At 37.9% G+C, this 18,171-nt stretch carries 13 protein-coding genes; 4 read left to right on the forward strand and 9 right to left on the reverse strand.

Translation table 11 applies throughout. The features are described from left to right. The first annotated feature begins 211 nt into the window (after positions 1-211). Entirely contained in the window at positions 212-2,290 is a 2,079-nt protein-coding gene (locus HBN50_RS04490; RefSeq protein WP_273868273.1) for a hypothetical protein, read from the forward strand. Here HBN50_RS04490 and HBN50_RS04495 read toward each other — a convergent pair whose 3' ends face one another. From HBN50_RS04495 to HBN50_RS04535, 9 genes are read right to left on the reverse strand one after another with little or no spacing between them, the layout of a single operon-like run. Then, positions 2,291-2,851: a hypothetical protein gene (locus tag HBN50_RS04495; RefSeq protein ID WP_273868275.1), complete on the reverse strand. Its 561-nt coding sequence runs from the start codon at positions 2,849-2,851 to the stop codon at positions 2,291-2,293. It abuts the gene before it with no gap. 52 nt (positions 2,852-2,903) lie between these two features. Further along, positions 2,904-3,875 carry an NAD-dependent epimerase/dehydratase family protein gene (locus HBN50_RS04500; RefSeq protein WP_273868276.1) on the reverse strand — a complete coding sequence of 324 codons (972 nt, stop codon included), beginning with the start codon at positions 3,873-3,875 and terminating at the stop codon, positions 2,904-2,906. Further along, a complete protein-coding gene (locus HBN50_RS04505) occupies positions 3,872-5,512 on the reverse strand; it encodes a fatty acid CoA ligase family protein (protein ID WP_273868277.1) in 1,641 nt (546 codons plus the stop codon). The genes HBN50_RS04500 and HBN50_RS04505 overlap by 4 nt, the downstream gene beginning before the upstream one ends. A gap of 20 nt (positions 5,513-5,532) precedes the next feature. Further along, entirely contained in the window at positions 5,533-6,414 is an 882-nt protein-coding gene (locus HBN50_RS04510) for an alpha/beta fold hydrolase (RefSeq protein ID WP_273868278.1), read from the reverse strand. After that, positions 6,408-7,439: a 3-oxoacyl-ACP synthase III gene (locus tag HBN50_RS04515; protein ID WP_273868280.1), complete on the reverse strand. Its 1,032-nt coding sequence runs from the start codon at positions 7,437-7,439 to the stop codon at positions 6,408-6,410. The genes HBN50_RS04510 and HBN50_RS04515 overlap by 7 nt, the downstream gene beginning before the upstream one ends. Positions 7,440-7,450: 11 nt before the next feature. Next, positions 7,451-8,830: a phytoene desaturase family protein gene (locus HBN50_RS04520; protein ID WP_273868281.1), complete on the reverse strand. Its 1,380-nt coding sequence runs from the start codon at positions 8,828-8,830 to the stop codon at positions 7,451-7,453. 51 nt (positions 8,831-8,881) lie between these two features. Then, the gene (locus HBN50_RS04525) at positions 8,882-9,130 is read right to left on the reverse strand and encodes an acyl carrier protein (RefSeq protein ID WP_273868283.1); all 249 of its coding nucleotides are present in this window, start codon (positions 9,128-9,130) and stop codon (positions 8,882-8,884) included. Then, a complete protein-coding gene (locus HBN50_RS04530; protein ID WP_273868285.1) occupies positions 9,123-10,364 on the reverse strand; it encodes a beta-ketoacyl-[acyl-carrier-protein] synthase family protein in 1,242 nt (413 codons plus the stop codon). Before HBN50_RS04530 ends, HBN50_RS04525 begins: the two co-directional genes overlap by 8 nt. Next, on the reverse strand, positions 10,354-10,995 hold the full coding sequence (locus tag HBN50_RS04535; RefSeq protein WP_273868287.1) for a GbsR/MarR family transcriptional regulator: 642 nt from the start codon (positions 10,993-10,995) through the stop codon (positions 10,354-10,356). Before HBN50_RS04535 ends, HBN50_RS04530 begins: the two co-directional genes overlap by 11 nt. A 356-nt stretch (positions 10,996-11,351) precedes the next feature. Here HBN50_RS04535 and HBN50_RS04540 point away from each other — a divergent pair, with 356 nt between their 5' ends. The 3 genes from HBN50_RS04540 (at position 11,352) to HBN50_RS04550 (ending at position 18,160) form a co-directional block, all read left to right on the forward strand. Then, the gene (locus HBN50_RS04540) at positions 11,352-12,218 is read left to right on the forward strand and encodes a hypothetical protein (protein WP_273868289.1); all 867 of its coding nucleotides are present in this window, start codon (positions 11,352-11,354) and stop codon (positions 12,216-12,218) included. 153 nt (positions 12,219-12,371) lie between these two features. After that, positions 12,372-15,401, forward strand: coding sequence for a hypothetical protein (locus HBN50_RS04545; protein WP_273868290.1), 3,030 nt, complete (start codon positions 12,372-12,374; stop codon positions 15,399-15,401). Beyond that, complete coding sequence (locus HBN50_RS04550) at positions 15,401-18,160, forward strand: S8 family serine peptidase (protein ID WP_273868291.1); 2,760 nt, start codon at positions 15,401-15,403, stop codon at positions 18,158-18,160. Before HBN50_RS04545 ends, HBN50_RS04550 begins: the two co-directional genes overlap by 1 nt. Positions 18,161-18,171: the final 11 nt, after the last annotated feature.

The raw sequence follows: 18,171 nt of genomic DNA on the forward strand, positions 1-18,171 counted from the left end.
TTAAGTTATCGGATAAAAAAGATGAAAGAGTGAATAGCCCAATTGGTCCAAAATGTTAAGAAATCTATATATTTGATTATAGGTAGTAGTTGTTGAAAACGGTCAAGTTTTTCTTTAGAATTGTCGATTAGATCGTCATAGGCGGTCATTACACTTCGAAGCTTTCTGTTGCACGTCTCATTTCTAGTTTCGAAAGACCCTTGGAGAGTCCATGAGAAATCTAATTTCGATTGCGGCCCTGGTCTTTTGGATTTTTAGTGTCAAGACCGTAGCAAGCGATTTAAAGCACATTAAAATTAATCAGGATTTCGATAACTCTATTGGCGGAGCGCCTTTTGGTGAACAGAATCTTCTGTTCCAAACAATCCTTACAGAACTCTCTGGTAAGGAAGACGACATTGTTCAACGCCAAGCCGACGCCATGACTCAAAGCGGTCTCTTTGGTGGTCTAAACACAATTGGATATCGATATAATCACGATTTTGGAAGCTTTATCGTTCAGTACAGAAGAACACTTGCCCCTGATCTCTTTCACGATACACGATGGATTGTGACAGATGAAATGGAAATTATCATTGAAGCTCAAAAACTCTTTAGAACACTGAGTGACTCAGGTCAAATATCCATCGACCAAAATGCACTTGGTGCTTTCGCTGGAATAAGTTTTAAAAGAAAATACCGTTATGTTCACTTTGCTCCTAGTTATAACGAAGGCCTAGTTATTGATGCAAAGAAGCTTCTTTTTCCCTTTCTCTTTTTTAGAAAGTCCAATTTTATGCTCTTAAAAGAATATGAAATTGTCACCAAGGAAGACTCTCTCTCGGCTCAGGCCATGGCCGTTGGAAGTGTTCCTGTGCAGCCCGGTCTTGGTCTTCAATTCGGTGGCCTTGTTAAGTACTCTAGAATTGCAAAGGTGGATGTGCAGGCCATTGGAAGTGAAGATGATCTCGGAGATACGAAACTTAAAATTAGTTATGAAAAAGAAAAGTCCGTCGTTGCGGGGGCATCAGCTGCTTTGATTGCCGAATTTTTCAGTTTCCTACGCCTCACTTTACTTTCTTATGACTTTTCTTACGAGTTAAAGGAATCTTGGAGAACCTACCTCTCATTTAATAGAGAAGGTGTTTTTGAACTCTATAAAGAAGGAGGAGCTCTTTCTAATGAAGTAAAAAAGATTATGAGTTTCAAGTCATTTGATTCCGATATCGTTGCTCCTTATGCTATTTCTCATAAAACTGAAATCAGTGAAATTAAAAAAACAAAGTACTTTGCCCTTGTCTTTGGTGGGGTTCGCGATTCAAGAACATCTCATATTGAAGTCGTAAAAGAGGGTGTTAAAGAGAGTTTTTTTAGGCATCTCTATGAAAAAATCCGCTATCGTGAAAACTTCTTTTCTCGTTTAATGAGCTCTCTTTTTCAGGCAATCTTTCAGATGCCTACTTTTGTGAGTCGCGACTACAATGAACTTAGAAAAGTTGAACTTGAATATAAATCAAAGCGCGATATCGTCGATTCCAAAAAAGATTATGATGTTGATTCTCTTGAAGGGGACCTTTCTCTTCATTACAGTCTTGATTTTGATGCTCTTAAAACAACGGGGAGTATGAATAAGAAGATTAAAGGTTACGCCGTATCAAGTTTAAAAAATTATACGAATGCTGATACAAAAGTTGTCCACTACTTGAATCAGGATCAATTAGTAGGACCGCTTGAAGTCAAATCGAATTTTCGTATTGCAAAACTTGGTGTTGAGTCGTTCTTAAAAAAGGACAAGAATCAAATCTTGAATCTTGTTAAGGATCAATGCAACATGAAATCAAAGAACTTCTTTAAGCGCATTAGAAGTCTTTTCTCTTCGTGCCGTTATAAATTGTATAATAGCTATCATCGTTTTATTAAAGAATGGTCACAAGAGAACTATTCTTACTCTCTTTATAATAAGTGTCGTACTGTAAAAAAGAGATTTTTGCTTTGGCGAGTTCGTCGCTACTCTCATAAGAAGTGTATTGAAAAAGCAACGACTATCACGAGATCTTTGAATAAAGTGCCACTTTGGAGACTAAAAGATGTTTCTCGCGAGATTTTCTATCAGTCGCGTAATCGAGGTGATCTCGTCAAATACTATGGCAAAGATCACATTTTTATGAATGGTTCATTCAGTGCAACTCAACAAAATGGTTTCGGTTTTAGAACACATTTTACTGATGGTGTCTTCAATGGCCTTGGTGTTGTTAAAACACATCTTCTTGAAAATCAGTTAAGAACACCGGCCTCTGTTGATTTGGAATAATTAACGAAAATGAAGAGCAAGCTCTATCATTGGTAATATACTCGAATAGGTTTTAGAAACCTCTGTTGCTTGGCCATCAGAGGTTTTCTCCTCACTTATATTAAGCGCATGATAATTAAGACTGGCACCAAGGTGGAAGCCTCTTGAAACTCTTAGTTGATATCCAAGTCCTACTTGGTAACTCCATCCTGAAATTTCTTTCGACTCCGCGCCAGTAGAGTCCCCTTGTGCATAAGGATTCCACGTGCTCTGAAAATAGACTGTCTTTGTATCATTGAAATAATAAACCATTTTTGGGCCAATTTCTAAAACAGAGATCTCTGCTGAGTCTGTATCATCTTGGTTATCTGTTCTTGTGAATTGAGAGACGTTCTGTCCGAGGTAGAGTCTATCTTTTTTTCCAATGGACGCACCAATGAATAGGGAGCCATTAAGTCTTGTATACTCGAATGTTTTGTCGTTATCTGTATCACTTGTGTAATTGAGGGCCGTTTGCAATGTTAGTTTTGCTAGGGCGTTTATTGAAAAAAATAGTGTTATGATCAGGCATAGAGTTTTCATACATCTATTATGCCTTCTCTTTAAATACTGATCTAGGTTGAAAATATAGGCCCTAAATATCTTCTAGGGCCTGATCAATTGTGAGAATTGGTTCGTAATTAAAATGCTCTTTGGCCTTGTCGTGAGAGAAGTAGTGAGACGTTCCCATTTGTAGCGCCACAAAACGAGTCATCGGTGGATGAATATTATGTATTTTAAAGAGCTTAAGAAAAAGCTCAACAAAGGCCCCAAGATAGTAGGCAAGTTTTAGAGAAACTTTTCCCTCAACTTTGTTTGCACCTTTTTTTAAGAGAATCTGATCGATAAAGTCCCAGAGATTTACTGGCTTTTCCTGAGCAATAAAGTAGGCTTCTCCCGAAAGAGGAGAGTTAATTTCAAGTTTATCGAAAGCGAGAAGATGAGCGTGCACGGCATTTTTCACATGGATAACATCGACAAGATTATCTCCGTTACCGATACGCTTTAATTTTCCCTTTGACCTCGATTCTACAAGTCTTGGGATTATATTCTTATCGCGTTTTCCAAAAACTAGGTGTGGGCGTAGGGCGCACGTTGCAAGAGTTGAATCGCTTGATTCAAGAATATACTTCTCGGCCATGGCCTTACTCTTAGCATACATACTAAGTGAGTCCGTTGGATAGGGAGTTGATTCATTTGCTCCAAGAAGTTCATGCTTATCGAAAACTACCGAAGGAGAGGATGTAAATACTAATTTCTTTATCCCTCTCTCTTTTAAGGCCTTAATCATATTGTGAGCACCAGTAACATTAATGCGATAAAAATCTTCCCACTTACCCCACATCGCAACTTTTGCGGCAACATGGAATACGGCATCAATACCCTCAAGTGCTTGGTAGAGGTCGGGGTAGTGAGAGAGGTCACCTTTTCTCGTTTGAATGCCTTGCTCTTCAAGTTCTTCTGTGTGAGTTCTTGAGAAGTTATAGACAGTGTGGCCTTTTTCTTTAAGAGCTATCGCTATTTCAAAACCTAAAAAACCACTGGCACCTGTAACTAAGATATTCATCTGATTTCCTTTAACTTACCGCTAATTGCTTGGTCTCTAAGCTTAAGTCGATCAATTTTTATATTGTGTCTAACATCAACCGGGAATTGATCTGCTAAATAAAACGTTTCAATATCTTTTGTATGCTCGTAACTTTTAGAGAGTTCGATAAGATCTTTTTTAAATGAATCATCAATATTTTTTAAATTAGTTCTCTTATCTTTTCTCTCAATTACAAGGGCAGGTCTTTGTTCACCTTCATTTCCAATACCAATTAGAGCCGTTCTATGAATATCTTTATGGTTATTGTAAATAGATTCACATTGAATCGAGCTTTTCAATTCATCTTTGGTCGTTACACGATAGGATTTTCTACCACAAAACCAAAGGAGTCCTTCTTGATCGAGATAGCCAAGATCACCCATTCTGTGCCAAAGACTCTCTCCATCATAGACTTTTGCCTCGGCCGTTTTCTTAGGCATTTGATAGTATTCCTTAGTGACAACATCACCTTTAACGATGATCTCACCAAGTTCATAGGGGCTTAGAATATTCGCCTGATCAATAGTCTCAATTACATTGTCAGTGATCGCTATAATTTTTACTTCAATATTAGGAGCAACTTTTCCAACGCAAGTTCCAAGACCCTGATCTGTTTTATCGACAGTATTTTCAAGAAGAAAATGTCCTTCCACATTGGCCACAGGAAGAGATTCCGTCGCTCCATAGGGAGTGTAAGTCGTTCCATTAGGTAGGACTTTTTGAAATTTCTTATGGAGTTCTGGTGATACAGGTGCGCCAAACATAACAAGATATTTTACGCTTTGAAGTTTTAGATTATTGTCTACACAGTAGTTGGCCACGCGTTCCCATATAGCGGGAGATCCCGCTACAAAGGTACCTTGATGATCGTTGATATTTTGAACGAGCTTTTTTGGATCACATTTTGCTGGTTTTGACGGGTCCATTTCTGGAATACAGCTTGTCATTCCCATGGCCATTGTAAAAAAGGCAAATAGAGGAAAACCTGGTATGTCGACTTCCTTTTCGCTAAGTGAAAAGAGCTCTTTTAAAGTATCTGTTTGGGTGTTGAATATCTTATGTGTGTATACAACCCCTTTAGGGATACCAGTTCCACCGGAAGTAAATAAAATGGCCGCCATATCCTGCTCATCAATATTTGAGAGGATGCGCTCACTTGTAAGATTTCTTTTCCAAGGCTTAATGGATTTCATTTTGCCATAAGTAAGGGAGCCCGTTGTGACAAAGTGTTTAATGCCTTTAAAGGGAGCTCTAAAAAAGAGTCTCGCAATATGAACTTCTGGAACAGCAATAAGGGCCTCTGGTTTTAAATTTGAGATCGCTCTGAAGAGATTCTCTCTTCCCATTCCTGGGTCGATAAAGACTGGAACAACACCAAGGCGAAAGAGAGCGAAAGTGATTACAGGGAAATCAAGACCTGGTCTAACAAAGACAAGTGTCTTATCGCCTTTTTTTAACCCCATCTCTTTAAACTTAAAAGCAAAGTTGTGAGAGAGATCAACTAACTCTTTGAAGGTAAGGTGTTCATAATTACCATTTTTAGCACGAGCAACCACAGCTTTTTTTGCTGGATAGAGATTGGCCATCTCATCAATTCTCGCTGCAATATTTTTCATTTTTCTACCTTTCAGTTTCTTTATGAAATTGTTGAAAAGAAAAGTTTAATATCTTGTAGACTCTTTTCTTTCTCATCCTCAATCACATAGTGATCTGCCTTATCATAGATATTCACTTTGGCATTAGGGTAAATTTCTTGCCACTTTTTAAGAAAGTGCAGATTAAAGCAAAAGTCTTTCGCTCCCCAGATAAACATTTTTGGTACATCAAGGTCTTTTAGTTTTAATTCGATTTCTTTAAGTGTTCCATAACTTCTATGCTTAGAAGAAAGTGGAATGTCCTGCACAAATTTAGCTGTTGCAATTCGTGTTTGATAATCGTTGTAAGGGAGAAGAAATCCTTTCTTAACTGTCTTTGAAAGACCTTTAGAAGTGGCCATAAATGTAGCAGGGTAGGCAAAGGCATTAAACTTTCTAACTATCCATTCCCCAAACGCTGGTATTTTACAAACGGCGATTCTATAAGGAATTCTTTTTGAACGAAAGGCCGCAGTATTAAGGTAGACAATTCCTTTAATACGCTCAGGCATTCTCGTCGCGAGACCCATACCAATGGCCCCGCCCCAGTCATGAACGACAAGACGTATATTATGAAGATCTAGTTTTTCAACGAGATCGACGACGTTTTGAATATGATTTTCTAATGTGTATTCGTAGTCTTCTGGCTTAGAAGAAAGACCACAACCAATGTGATCTGGAGCAATACAACGATAGTTGTCCTGAAGTCCCTTAATAAGGTTTCTATAATAGAATGACCAAGTTGGATTTCCATGGAGAAAGAGAACAGGATCGCCTTTTCCTTCATCTACATAATGATATTTAAGTCCATTCTTTAAAAGAAAATTACTTTTAAATGGATATTCTTCTTTAAGGTCCTGTGGAATCGTTATTTCTCTCACCATTTTACTCCAAGCATAATACTAGTAAGCCCTGATCCTATTCCTACCAGAGCTACATTTTGATTCTTTTTTAATTGTCCCGTTTCAAATAACTTAATCAATGTAATGGGAAGGGCCGCAGAGCCAGTGTTTCCTAAAAGATCGTAAGTAATATGAGTAGGTCTATCTTTTAACTCTAAAGCGCGCATGACTTGCTCTTCATGGGCCGTACCAACTTGATGACCAATAACCCAATCTATTTCATCATGTTTCCAGTTAAGAACATCTTTTGTTTTAAGCCATGTTTTTCTTGCAAGCTTTATCCCATGTTCAAGAAGCTTTTCAGAATCAGTTTCCATCATCAAGCTTCCTGGGTCGCCATCTCCTTGGCAGAGCTTATTGGCGCTACTATCTGTCATGCAGGCACCTCCTAAAATTCTAGGAGCATCACTTGCTTGATCTTTGTGAGAAAGAACAAAGGCAACTGCGGCCGATCCGATAGTGAGATTTGCAATATATTTTTTTATGGATTTTCTTGTGATCGACTCATCTGTATTTAGTTTTTTAATTGTCTCTTCAAGAAGTGGCCCGCCGTTTTCACCTGAAACAATAAGAGCATTTTTAATTTGCCCTAATTCGATCATATTGCACGCCATTACCATGGCATTGACAACACCAAGGCAAGCATTGGATAGATCAAAAATCATACAGTCTTCGCTTAGGCCGAGATTTCCATGAACAATACTGGCCGTTGAGGGCTCGAGGAAATCTCGACAAACTGAAGCGTGAACAATCTTTTCAATTTCCTCTTTTTTGACATTGCCTTTATTAAAAAGGTTCTGTGTTGCCATTGTTGAGAGATCACTTGGAAGAGTCCCTGGACTCCATAGGCGTCTCTCTTTAATCCCTGTCATTAACTCAAGTCTACCTGCTGGAAGGCGGAGTCTTTTGTAAACAGGCTCAAGTCTTTTTTCAAGATCATCACTTGTCATGACATCTTCTGAAAGAGCATAGGCAAAGTCGCGAATAACGACATTGTTATATTTCATTTTGGTCCTTTTTATTCCATGAGTCCATAGAGGTTTGCCATACTGATTCCACTTAGCATGGAACCTACAATACCAAGGAAACCTTGATCAGTACCAATGAGATAAAGTCCATCAATTGATGTTTTCCCATCTCTGGATTTGTCTGTACTTCCATAGACTGTTCCACCGAAGTGACCAGTGTATCGTTGAATGGTCGTTGGACTAAAGACATCCTTATAAAGAATATTTGCATCAAAATTCGGTAAACAATTCTTTGTTATTTGAACCGAATCTTTAAAGACTTCTTCTTTCATTTGTCGATAAAGTGGTTTCTCAAGTTCTTTCCACTTATCAAAGTTTGCCATATTAGTTACTCGAATCCACCCTTCATTATAATCATCAATTTCAAAATTATTTGGAAAGCAAATGACAGCACTTTTTTTATCATAGAGTTCTTCAGGTGATCGATAGTGATACTTGTCTCTCTCATTATAGAAAATAATTGTCGTATCAAAATCCATATCAATTGGCTTTTTATCAAGAATCATAATTGACTCTGTAAATGTCATTTTTCCTACGGCAGGATTTTCTTTTCCCTCTTTTTCAATTCTCGCCATCGTCTCTGGATAGCCCATACTTGAAAGAACAACTGGGGCCTCTAGGATATCGCCTTTTTTAAGCTCAACACCTTGAATCTTACCGTCTTTGTGGATGAGCTTAGTGACTTCGTGACGAAAGAGGAGTTCTCCGCCAAGAGATTCAAATTTCTCAAGGAGAGTATCGATAACAGTTCTCACTCCACCTTTTGGACGGCAGAAGCCTTCCATGTAAATGGATTTGAACATGATAACAAATTGAGAGAAATCCATATCATTTTCCCATGCCGATCCATAGATCAAGAGGGGACAAAAGATCATCTCTAAAAGTTGTTCATTGGAAATATATTGGGCCACAACATCTTTTGCCATTACGGTTTCGTTGTCTAGCGCCACTTCATTGAAGTTTTCTATTTTGACGAGAAGTTTTACGAATCCATCAATTTGATCAGGAAACTTTTCATGGACTTCTTGCTTTAGAACTTCAAGGTTATTTGTAAAAGTTAGTTCTTTATCAGGAAAGACAATCTTTGATTGCTTCTGTTCATTTAATTCAAAAGTTTCGTAGGGTATACGAAGTTGTTTAAGAAGTTTTGTGAGTGGCTTTCTTTTTGTTCCTTTTGGAACAAAGTTTGTCATTGCATGTAGGCCAACATCAAAATTGTGGCCTTGTCTTTTGTAGTAGGAGTTAAGTCCTCCACTAATCACGTGCTTTTCTAAGATGCAGACTTTCTTATCGAACATCGCTAGTCGAATACCGGCCGCAAGACCGCTCATTCCCGCTCCGATTACGATAGCATCATACTTTTTAGGCATTGATCGAACCTTTTAAACGAAGGGCCTCTGTGAAAGAGACCCTTTGAATTTTTACTGATTAAACTTTGGACCAAGATAATCAACACAGCTTTGCATTGTCGCAAGTTGTGGATAATCTTCTTGAGGAACTTCGATCTTATGTCTTTTCTTAAGTTCCATAACAATATCAAGAAAGTCCATAGAATCTAGGTCTAGTTGCTCTCTAAGAGCTACTTCATCTTTAATTGTTGTAACGTCGTCATCTAAAGCAATGTCAGCAATAATATCGACAACAGCTTGTCTTACTTGTTCGTTAGTCATTTTTTTCTCCTTCAAATTTCTTAATGATAAGACTTGAGTTAATTCCAAGCATTCCAAATGAGTTATTTAAAATAATATTTACATCTTTCTTAACTGGCTCGCCGTTAACGAGACCGTCTAGGGCGCACTTTGGGTCGATATTATCAATTTTTTTGCACGGGTGAACTGTTCCATCTGTAAATGATGGTAGGTTCCCTGCAAGTTCAAGTGCTCCGGCCGCACCCATGGCATGACCAATAAAGCCTTTTGTACAATTAACTTTAGTATTAGGGTATGAGTTGAAAACTGCTCCAACAGCGTCACACTCTTGAATATCTCCCATTACAGTACCTGTTGCGTGCATATTCACGATATCAACTTGTTCAGGAGTGATTCCTGCCTTAGCAATCGCCTTGTTCATACATTCAATTTGTCTTGTGGTATTTGGTAAAACAAAGTCACTCGCATCACTATTAGAGTGATATCCAATGACTTCTCCGTAGATCTTAGCTCCGCGTGAGAGTGCATCTTCTAATCTTTCAAGAGTATAAAGACATCCACCTTCTGAAATAACGATCCCGTTACGATCACTATCAAGTGGTTTTGTCGCTTGAGTAGGGTCTTCATGAGAACCGAGGGCGCCTTGTGAGTTGAAGGCCGCAAAGATTCCAAATGTTGAAGGTGATTCTGAAACTCCACCAGCAAGTGCGAGATCAACTTCACCAAGTTGAAGCATTTGCACGGCCTGAATAACCCCTAAGTTTCCAGCTGCACAAGCTGCACCAATCGTATAGTGGGGCCCAGTAATTTGGAGATTGAGCGTTACTTCTCCTGCTGGGTTATTGGCAACAGTTCTTGGGTTGTGGTGGTGAGACCAATAGTCTGTATTAAGGTTGTTCTGATAGAGATCGTGAATCTCATTTTCAGTTTCTACATTTCCATGTTCTGTAATTCCAACGTAAACACCAACGCGGTCTTTATCAAATTTTTCAAAATTAATTCCACTATCAACAATGGCCTCATTGGCACAGTAAATACCAATTGCGCCGGCCCTTGTTCCTCTTTTTCTCATTTTGCGAGATTGATATTTTGTCTCTTCGAAATCGCAAAGACCAGCTGGAAGTGTTCCCATATGGCGTACTTCAGTAAATTGAATTCCTGATTTTCCCTCTAAAAGAGCGTTTCTAAATTCCCCTAAGTTGTTACCATTGGGAGCGGTAAGTCCAACTCCTGTGATGACGATTCTACTTTTCATAGCGATAGTTCTCCAAATTTTTCTCAATACGATCGAGACCGCCCATTAGTTTGGTCGCGAGAGATTTTGTCATATGTGTCGTTATTTTCTTTGCTGGATCAGTGCCAAGCTCAATGAAGCGCAAGGCCTCAGGGATCTTTTTAGCAAGAGCAAGTGATTCTCCAGGCAATTTGTCTCTTGTTATCTTTATAACAAAATTCATAACCGCCTCGGCCGTCTCACAAGTTTGGATAATAGAATCCAGTCTTTTGGCCACTGTTTTTTGATCTTGAAGTTCTGAATTGTCTTTAAGTCTTTTGGCCATGGCCTTGAACTCATAGATATACTCTTGTTCTCTTTTTCTAAAGACGCTTGCTACTACAGAAAGGGCATCTTCTTTGGCGCTATGGAGCTTAACTCGTTTTTCCATAGGATCAATTGTCGATTCAATTGCACCGATAGATGAGAGGTTCTTTAAAGAGATACTCACTGCACTTTGTGAGAGGTTGAGCTTGTGTTCAATTTCATCTGATCGAAGAGGAGTTTCACTTAAAACCAATAGGCCATAGACGGCTCCATCGATCCTTTTAAATCCCATCCTTGAAAAAAAGCTTTGAAAGTGAGCAAGCTCTCGATTTAGTATTTCATTCATCGTTATCAACATGTCCCTGTTGTTATATTTTAAAAATGAAATATATAAAATATTTGCCTCAAGGCTAATTTTTTTAGGTGCTTTCGTCAACGAAAACCGGTATTGCGCGACGCGCATCCGTTCCAAACAAAATTCAGGTATCGATGTGACACCATGTTGCTGTGCGTGGTGCGATGCGCTTCTGTAAATAGTTCATAGTGACACCTAATTTAAATGAAATCATCTTACATCGCTCGATATTTTTGGCACGTTTATTGTATTGATGTTTTCAACAACGAAAAATCTAGGATGGATTTGTAAAAAAATTAGGAATGGCACTCCTAAAACTGGAGGGCCTAATCAATAGGGGAGAGACTATGACAAAAAAATCTATCTTAGCAACATTAGTTCTAGGTGCAACTTTAGCTAGCTGTGGTGGCGGTGGTGGTTCAGGAACTGGTGGAAACTACACAGGACCTTCTAAAACTTGGCAATCTTCTGCTTATATTTCAGCACAAGAATTTGTTGAAGCTCTAAATGACGTAGATGGTTCTACTCGTTATGCTTCACACATTGTAAAAGATCAGTATGAAACTGAAAGAGGATCAGGAAACTGGTTCGTTATTTACGATGCAAAATATGATAAGAACGTATCAGTAAGTCTTAGTTACCTAAGAACTTTAGAGTACTATGACTACTACTCTACAGATTATAATCTTGCTGATGAGTACCGTGATGTAAACTGGGACGATATGTACGATTCAGGTTACCTAGGTGATGGTTACGGTGATGAGTATGAAGAAGTTGTTTATACTCACTCTGACTTCTGGGAAGATTACTACATCGGTCTAGATTCAGGAAAAACATACAATGATGAAACTGATACATATGATGTATCTCTCATGGCCAGAGAAGCACAAGAGAACTCACTTCTTAAAAAAGCAGCTGACGTTTCTGCAACTTACGGTCTAGAGATGAAAGATTCACTTTCACTTGTATCTCTTGGTGTTAAAGCAACAAAAATGCTTTCACGTTCAAGCGATGAGATGCTTCTTCCAGAAGATGCACAAGCACTTAAAGCTGATATCGAGAGCTTCACTGGAGCAACTTTCGAAGAGTTCCAAAAAGCACAAGAAGATAACGCTTTCAAACAAGAGCTTATCGAAAGAGTTTCTAAAACAAGAAATATCAAAGCTGACAGCCTTGTTAATAGACTCCTTCCAGATCTTGGAATCGAGCTATAAGACAAGTTAAATTGTCTCCACTCAAAGAGGGTCCCCATGGGACCCTTTTTTTTTGTTTTCCCCTCTAAATATTGCAAAAAGTTCATAGATAATTTTTGTTTTCTAGCGAAAATTTTTAAGCGTGCTATAAAGACAGTAACCTAGGTGTATATTATGATATTTCAATTAGTTACTGTTCTATTATTCTCTCTTTTGAGCTTTCAAAGTACTGCTCAAGTGATTCAAGATATTCCGCTTTCTGGAAAATTTTCTCCAGCAGGCGATCTCATTGGGCCTGATGGAGAGGTTCTAAACTCTGAAGAGGCGTTAGCTTTGGCCAGTGAAGTCGATTTAGCGAGTCTAAATCCAAAGGCATCACAGTTTTGGGACGGTAAAGATCGCTTTCAATTATTCTCGCCATTAATGCTCGATTCTAGTGAAGTTGTTCAATTTGATGGAAGTATCTCTTCAATCATTGGGCTTGGCCGATTTAATATTAGAGATTCTAGAGGGTCGCGTTTTGTCGTCAATATGGCAAAAGACCTACACACATACCTTCTAAGAAAAGCATTCCTCGATAAATTAGGTTATAAATCTCCAACCCTTCAGTACTTGAGATCAATCACTGTTGATTTTGATAGCGAAACGCAAAAGAAAAACTTTTTAGAAAAGGAAGTTTACCGTGCAACGGGAGCGGTTTCAAAGAGATGGGTCGTAAGTGAACAAGAGAATTCAGTAACTTTAAAAGATATCTTTATCTACTCTTACGCTGAAGATGACTTTTACAATGCCGTCTATGGTGTGCCTCTTCAGTATAGCTATGCTCGCGAAGTTCGTGCTAGTGCTCTCATTTATGGCTTATTAGATTTAAAAGAGAGTGCGAATAAATTCTCTTGGAAGATGGCCAATATTAATGAAGATCGCGTTATCTTCTCTCATTTTTTTCCTTCTAAAATTCCGGCCGACCGTTATGATGCGAGATGGATATTGAGACGTCTTGCAAAACTTGATCGATTAGATTTTGAGCAAATTGTAGAGAGTGCAAAGTTTCCTCATAGTGTGTCTAAGCTCGTTTTAGAAAAGCTTCTCTCTCGTAGAAACCAACTACTAAAAAGTTTCAATGTGAATTCTGATGACCTTCCTGTTAACTATGAAGTTTCAAATGGGCAAGAGCTTGTCGATGGAATTTTAAAGAAGGAAAAATACGAAGATTATGCTTCTTATTTTTCCCATGGAGAACCAGATAACCCTTTTAAAGATATTGAATATTATATTTACTCTGAATTAAGAGGTCAGGCCTTAACCGAACTTATGCAGAAAGTGAATGAGAAACTCTCTTATGATCGAATTCTGGAATCGAGACAAAAGTGGTTCCAAGAAGATTTTCAAGAGGGGCTAGATCATTATATTGAGACTGGAGAGTTTAAAGAGAAGAGCATTGGTACATGGTTTTCTCCAACCGCCTCAGGAAAAGTCATTCTCTCTCGAGATATGGTCATGGGGGTCTCTGGGCAAAACGATTTTAATCTAGTTCAGATTGCCGATACTTTCGGTGTTGCCGTCTCACTTGGAGGCCATCTTGGTATTGAAGGTCTTGATAATGGATATGGCGCTTTCGTTAAAGGTGACATGAGTTATCTAAAAACGTTTACACACTTGAGACCTCTTGAAGACTTAAAAGAAGGCTTCAAAGAACCTTATAAGAAGATGCTTGTTAATCTTTCTAAGTATCTTCTACAAAAGAATTTAATGGCTCTAGCAGGAAGTTCTGATACGAATGAGAGAAATGAACTCATTTCTAAAATTGATGATCTCTTGGATGTTGGTGAGTCTTTAATTGTGACAACTCAAATCACGCCTAAGGTTCTAGGTAATTTAAATTATTCAACCCCATCTGGAGTGAATATTGGTCTGGCCACAAGTACTGATGCCGTTAATATTTCAAGGATTCATCTTTACCGTGAATCAAATGAGGCCCTTCAGGTTTATGTGGATAAGGGAATGGGCCATGGTTATGATATTGCCTTTAATGTGCGCTACTTTGCTCCGATTCTTCGACTTACTCAAAGTGGAGATAGGGGAAATTATGGTGTTCACTATTATCGTGTACCTTTAAAGAAAAAAGCTGAAGATAAAGATGATATCAGTGCTGCCTACGCCGTAAGTAAATTATTAAGCTCCGGTGAAACGTGGCCTCTTGATGAATTGAACTCAAAGGTTCTGGTTGTCGACAATAGCTATAGAGACTCAAGTTTAAAATTTTCACTTTTATGGTGGAAGTTTAAAAGATTAAAGAAAAATGGCGACTATGTTTTAAAGATAAGAGGAAAAAAGAAGGCCTATCTTTTAAGAGAGAGTATAGAAAGACTTCGTGGTCGAAATTACCGCTCTTTTATTGAAGATGTATCCAATTTTTGGCTAGCAAAAAATGATAAAGACTTTCGTATTCGCTCGGCCACTTGGAAAAACCCTGGTCACACTCCATTTGGTTCAGCCTTTCAAGATAGTGTCGTCTATGAGGCCAATCTGGATCGTGTTGAAGGACGTATTCTCAATGAGTTTATCAAAATCAAACAAGGTGAGTCTGGCTGGAAAAAAGATCGAAAGAAGTTGATTAAAAAGATTAATCAAATGAATAAGGACTTTGAAACAACACTTTTTGAAGTTGGTGATGTTTACGATGCAACAGATCTCAATCTCTACGATATTGTTGGACATATTAATATTTACGATGCCGGTGTAAAGAAATTTATCGAAAGTAGTTCGAGAGAAATTGAATTAGCTGAGAATCGCTATCAAAATTCTCGTACAATTTTCTGTAATGATAAGACCAAGACGATTGCTAAGAAATTACAATGTGGTGACTTCTCTTGGATAGAGGAATCAGTCAAGAGATGTCGTCGTTATCGTGATGAAGTACGTTTTAAAAAGTATTCGAAGTGTACCACGAAGATTCTCGATACCATTTATCGTTATCTACCAATGTCAGTTTTGATTGATTTGGTTAAAAGAGAAAATGTCTACATTTATGGAACGATTAACGGATTTAGAAAAGATTCGGAGTATATCCATAGTGAGATTCGCTCTCATGCACAAGGAACAATTGGTTCTCGCATGAGTGAGGGGCCATTTTCTAAAGTCTTACGTGATACTAAAATGCAGGCAAGTGAATTGTTTGGATCTTGGATGAGGGAGAATTTATAATGAAGGCCTATTCGCTAATGCTTTTACTTCCTCTGTTGATACAATCAGTGTTTGCAATTAATACTGATCCTCTTTTTTCCTATCAATGGGGTCTAAAAAACTCAGGACAATTGATTGATAGAAAATCAGATGCCCTTAATAAAATAGATATTAAAGGAATCGAAGGCGCTGATATTCAGTGGCCAGGTTTACCAAAATTTAAAAAAGAAGTTATCGTCGCTGTCATCGATCAGGGAATTGATTTAGAGCACCCTGACTTAGTCGATAATATTTGGAAAAAAGAAGGGCCTTGTTTTGAAGGAGGAAGCGAGAAGGCATGCTATGGTTGGGACTTTCTTGTGGATATTAAAGATCCTGTCGATTTAGACGGTCATGGTACTCATGTTAGTGGGATTATTGGAGCAAGCTCAAATGATATTGGTATGACTGGTGTGGGAGCAAACTTTGTTAAGATTATGCCGTTAAAAGTTCTCTCACCGGAACTAAAGGGACTCCTTTTTAATAAAAAACCATATACGGCCTATATTGCTAAGGCGATTAATTTTGCAATTGATAATGGAGCAAAAGTTATCAATATGAGTGTGGGCTGGCCAAAAGTTATTCATGGCCAAGATATTGAATCAGCTCTTCAAAGAGCGAAAAAAGAAAATGTTGCCGTTGTCGTTGCCAGTGGAAATAATAATAAAAAATTCCCTGTTTATCCTTGCTCACACGAAAGTGTTATTTGTGTTGGTGCAATGGACAATCAATTTAAAAGAGCAAGCTTTTCTAATTACTCTCAAAAAGTTGATCTATATGCTCCTGGCGAGGGAATTCTAAGTACGTACCCAACTAAAGTTGAATCGAGAAAGTTTAGAAAGGCCGGTTATGAAATTAATAACGGTTCATCTCAAGCGGCACCTTTTGTAGCAGGGGCCATTGCTTATCTCATTCACGAATCTGATAAGGACCTAGCTTTAAGTGAGATAAAGGCCATTTTGTATCGAAACACACTTCAACTTGAAGATGCTTCAAAGTTTGGACTCGTCCAATTGAAATCAATGTTAGAAGATCGTAACGATAGACCCTTCATTGATCTTTCTCTAAAGGCGATAGATGAGATTCGTGTACGTCCAACGGGAAGTTTCATCATTGATATTCCTCTAGAGGTTTTGGTCGCAGGACAATCGAAGGGGAAAGTTGAGTTAGTTTTAAAAAGTGGTGCAGTTTCTCTTAAAGAGAGTGTTGTGGAATTTGATACGGATAAAGATGGAAGAGTGAGCTTTTATGGTAAAGTTCTCGATTATCAAAAAGATTCTCATATCGATTTTTCTTTGCAGATAACTTATGGACAAGAGAAACAACGTTATTCAGGTGAGATTGTCCTTGTCCGTGATATCTCACGTGAACTCAAAAAGAATGATGTTGTTTTAAAAAGCATACCATCGACTTTTATTGGTCATTTCAGTAGCACTCAAAAAGGCTCACGCTTAAAAAGAGTTTTTGACACGACTAAAAAAATCGCTAGTGAGCAGTATTTTTACTTTGATCTCAATCGACTGAAAGAACTTAGACCAAAGAATAAGACGCCACTTTCTGTTTTAAGATTAAGTGAATCAAATTATGAAACACTCGAACTCGTTATCCCAAGAGCTCTTGAAGTCTACGGAATCTTTGTCGTCGATATTAATCGCAATGGTGAAGGGGATTATCTTGTTTATTATAAAGACAGAGAAGAGAAAAAACTCGTTTTTTCACTTTTTAATAGTAAAGGAGAACCTCTCTTTGGTGAGAGATCTCATTGGAAGATGGATGATATTGGTTTAGACCTCATTAAGGTAAAGAACAGAGAAGAGCAGATCCAGTTAATGAAAATTACCACAGAGCAATTCGGTACGATCAATGTTCCAGCATTTGCTCATTTATGGGGAGTTCCTAAAAAAGATAACTCTGATGACTTTTTCTTTTCACTGCCAAATATTCCAAAGACTAGGCTTTACTATATGAATCCTATTGTCGATGGGAATAAAGTCGAAATGGAACTTCGAACACTTGAAAATTTTGATTTTATTTCAAATCTTGATCTAAGTCTTGATACAGAGTTTGATCTTATCTCTTTAAGACCACAAAGTTCTACGGATCAATCAAGAGGAAGTGTTAAAGCTCTTTATTTAAAAAAATCTTATCGTAGTGATGAACTTGTTGAAGTGACTTTCTGTTCAAAGAGTGAATCTCAAATTAGAACTCTTTCTTTAGATCATTTTATTCTTCAAAATAATGCTGTTAGCTACACAAAAGATGTTGCTTATTTTTCAACTCTTTATAAAAGAAATAAGGTTCGTGTCTTCAATGAACAAGGGGAGTCTCTAGTTTTTCAAACAGATATGTGGAGTGATCCAATTGAAGCTCCATTCGATTTTATCAATGGCCAGGCACTTATTGAGAGTCGCTACTATGTTTGGAATATTAATGAATCTGGCAGCTCTTATCTTCCAATTAATAGAGAGTCATCATTTCCAGGGACAAGCTTTTCAGAAACTTTTGATCGCTATCAATCGACTGAAGGTGCGGCCCTTGTTGTTAACTCTTCATACTTTGTTGGTGATCGAGTTTATGTTATGAAAATGGTTGACGGAAAGTTCATTAGACCAATCTCTCAAAGTGTCACGATACCTAGTGAATGTGCTGTTATGGAAGTTCACGAGTATGAAGGCAAAAAGTATAAAAGCTTCATGTGTAAAAGAGGACGATATATTAGTATTTCTAAATTAGAGCTATAAAAAAGGGCCCT

The organism is Halobacteriovorax sp. GB3, from assembly GCF_028649655.1.
Taxonomy (GTDB): Bacteria; Bdellovibrionota; Bacteriovoracia; order Bacteriovoracales; family Bacteriovoracaceae; genus BSW11-IV.

Bases quoted from the DNA above. Each gene is read 5' to 3' on its own strand.
- HBN50_RS04550 (WP_273868291.1), top strand. From the start codon at position 15,401: ATGAAGGCCTATTCGCTAATGCTTTTACTTCCTCTGTTGATACAATCA.
- HBN50_RS04530 (WP_273868285.1), bottom strand. From the start codon at position 10,364: ATGAAAAGTAGAATCGTCATCACAGGAGTTGGACTTACCGCTCCCAAT.
- HBN50_RS04500 (WP_273868276.1), bottom strand. From the start codon at position 3,875: ATGAATATCTTAGTTACAGGTGCCAGTGGTTTTTTAGGTTTTGAAATA.
- HBN50_RS04490 (WP_273868273.1), top strand. From the start codon at position 212: ATGAGAAATCTAATTTCGATTGCGGCCCTGGTCTTTTGGATTTTTAGT.
- HBN50_RS04525 (WP_273868283.1), bottom strand. From the start codon at position 9,130: ATGACTAACGAACAAGTAAGACAAGCTGTTGTCGATATTATTGCTGAC.
- HBN50_RS04515 (WP_273868280.1), bottom strand. From the start codon at position 7,439: ATGAAATATAACAATGTCGTTATTCGCGACTTTGCCTATGCTCTTTCA.
- HBN50_RS04545 (WP_273868290.1), top strand. From the start codon at position 12,372: ATGATATTTCAATTAGTTACTGTTCTATTATTCTCTCTTTTGAGCTTT.
- HBN50_RS04495 (WP_273868275.1), bottom strand. From the start codon at position 2,851: ATGAAAACTCTATGCCTGATCATAACACTATTTTTTTCAATAAACGCC.
- HBN50_RS04535 (WP_273868287.1), bottom strand. From the start codon at position 10,995: ATGAATGAAATACTAAATCGAGAGCTTGCTCACTTTCAAAGCTTTTTT.
- HBN50_RS04505 (WP_273868277.1), bottom strand. From the start codon at position 5,512: ATGAAAAATATTGCAGCGAGAATTGATGAGATGGCCAATCTCTATCCA.
- HBN50_RS04510 (WP_273868278.1), bottom strand. From the start codon at position 6,414: ATGGTGAGAGAAATAACGATTCCACAGGACCTTAAAGAAGAATATCCA.
- HBN50_RS04520 (WP_273868281.1), bottom strand. From the start codon at position 8,830: ATGCCTAAAAAGTATGATGCTATCGTAATCGGAGCGGGAATGAGCGGT.
- HBN50_RS04540 (WP_273868289.1), top strand. From the start codon at position 11,352: ATGACAAAAAAATCTATCTTAGCAACATTAGTTCTAGGTGCAACTTTA.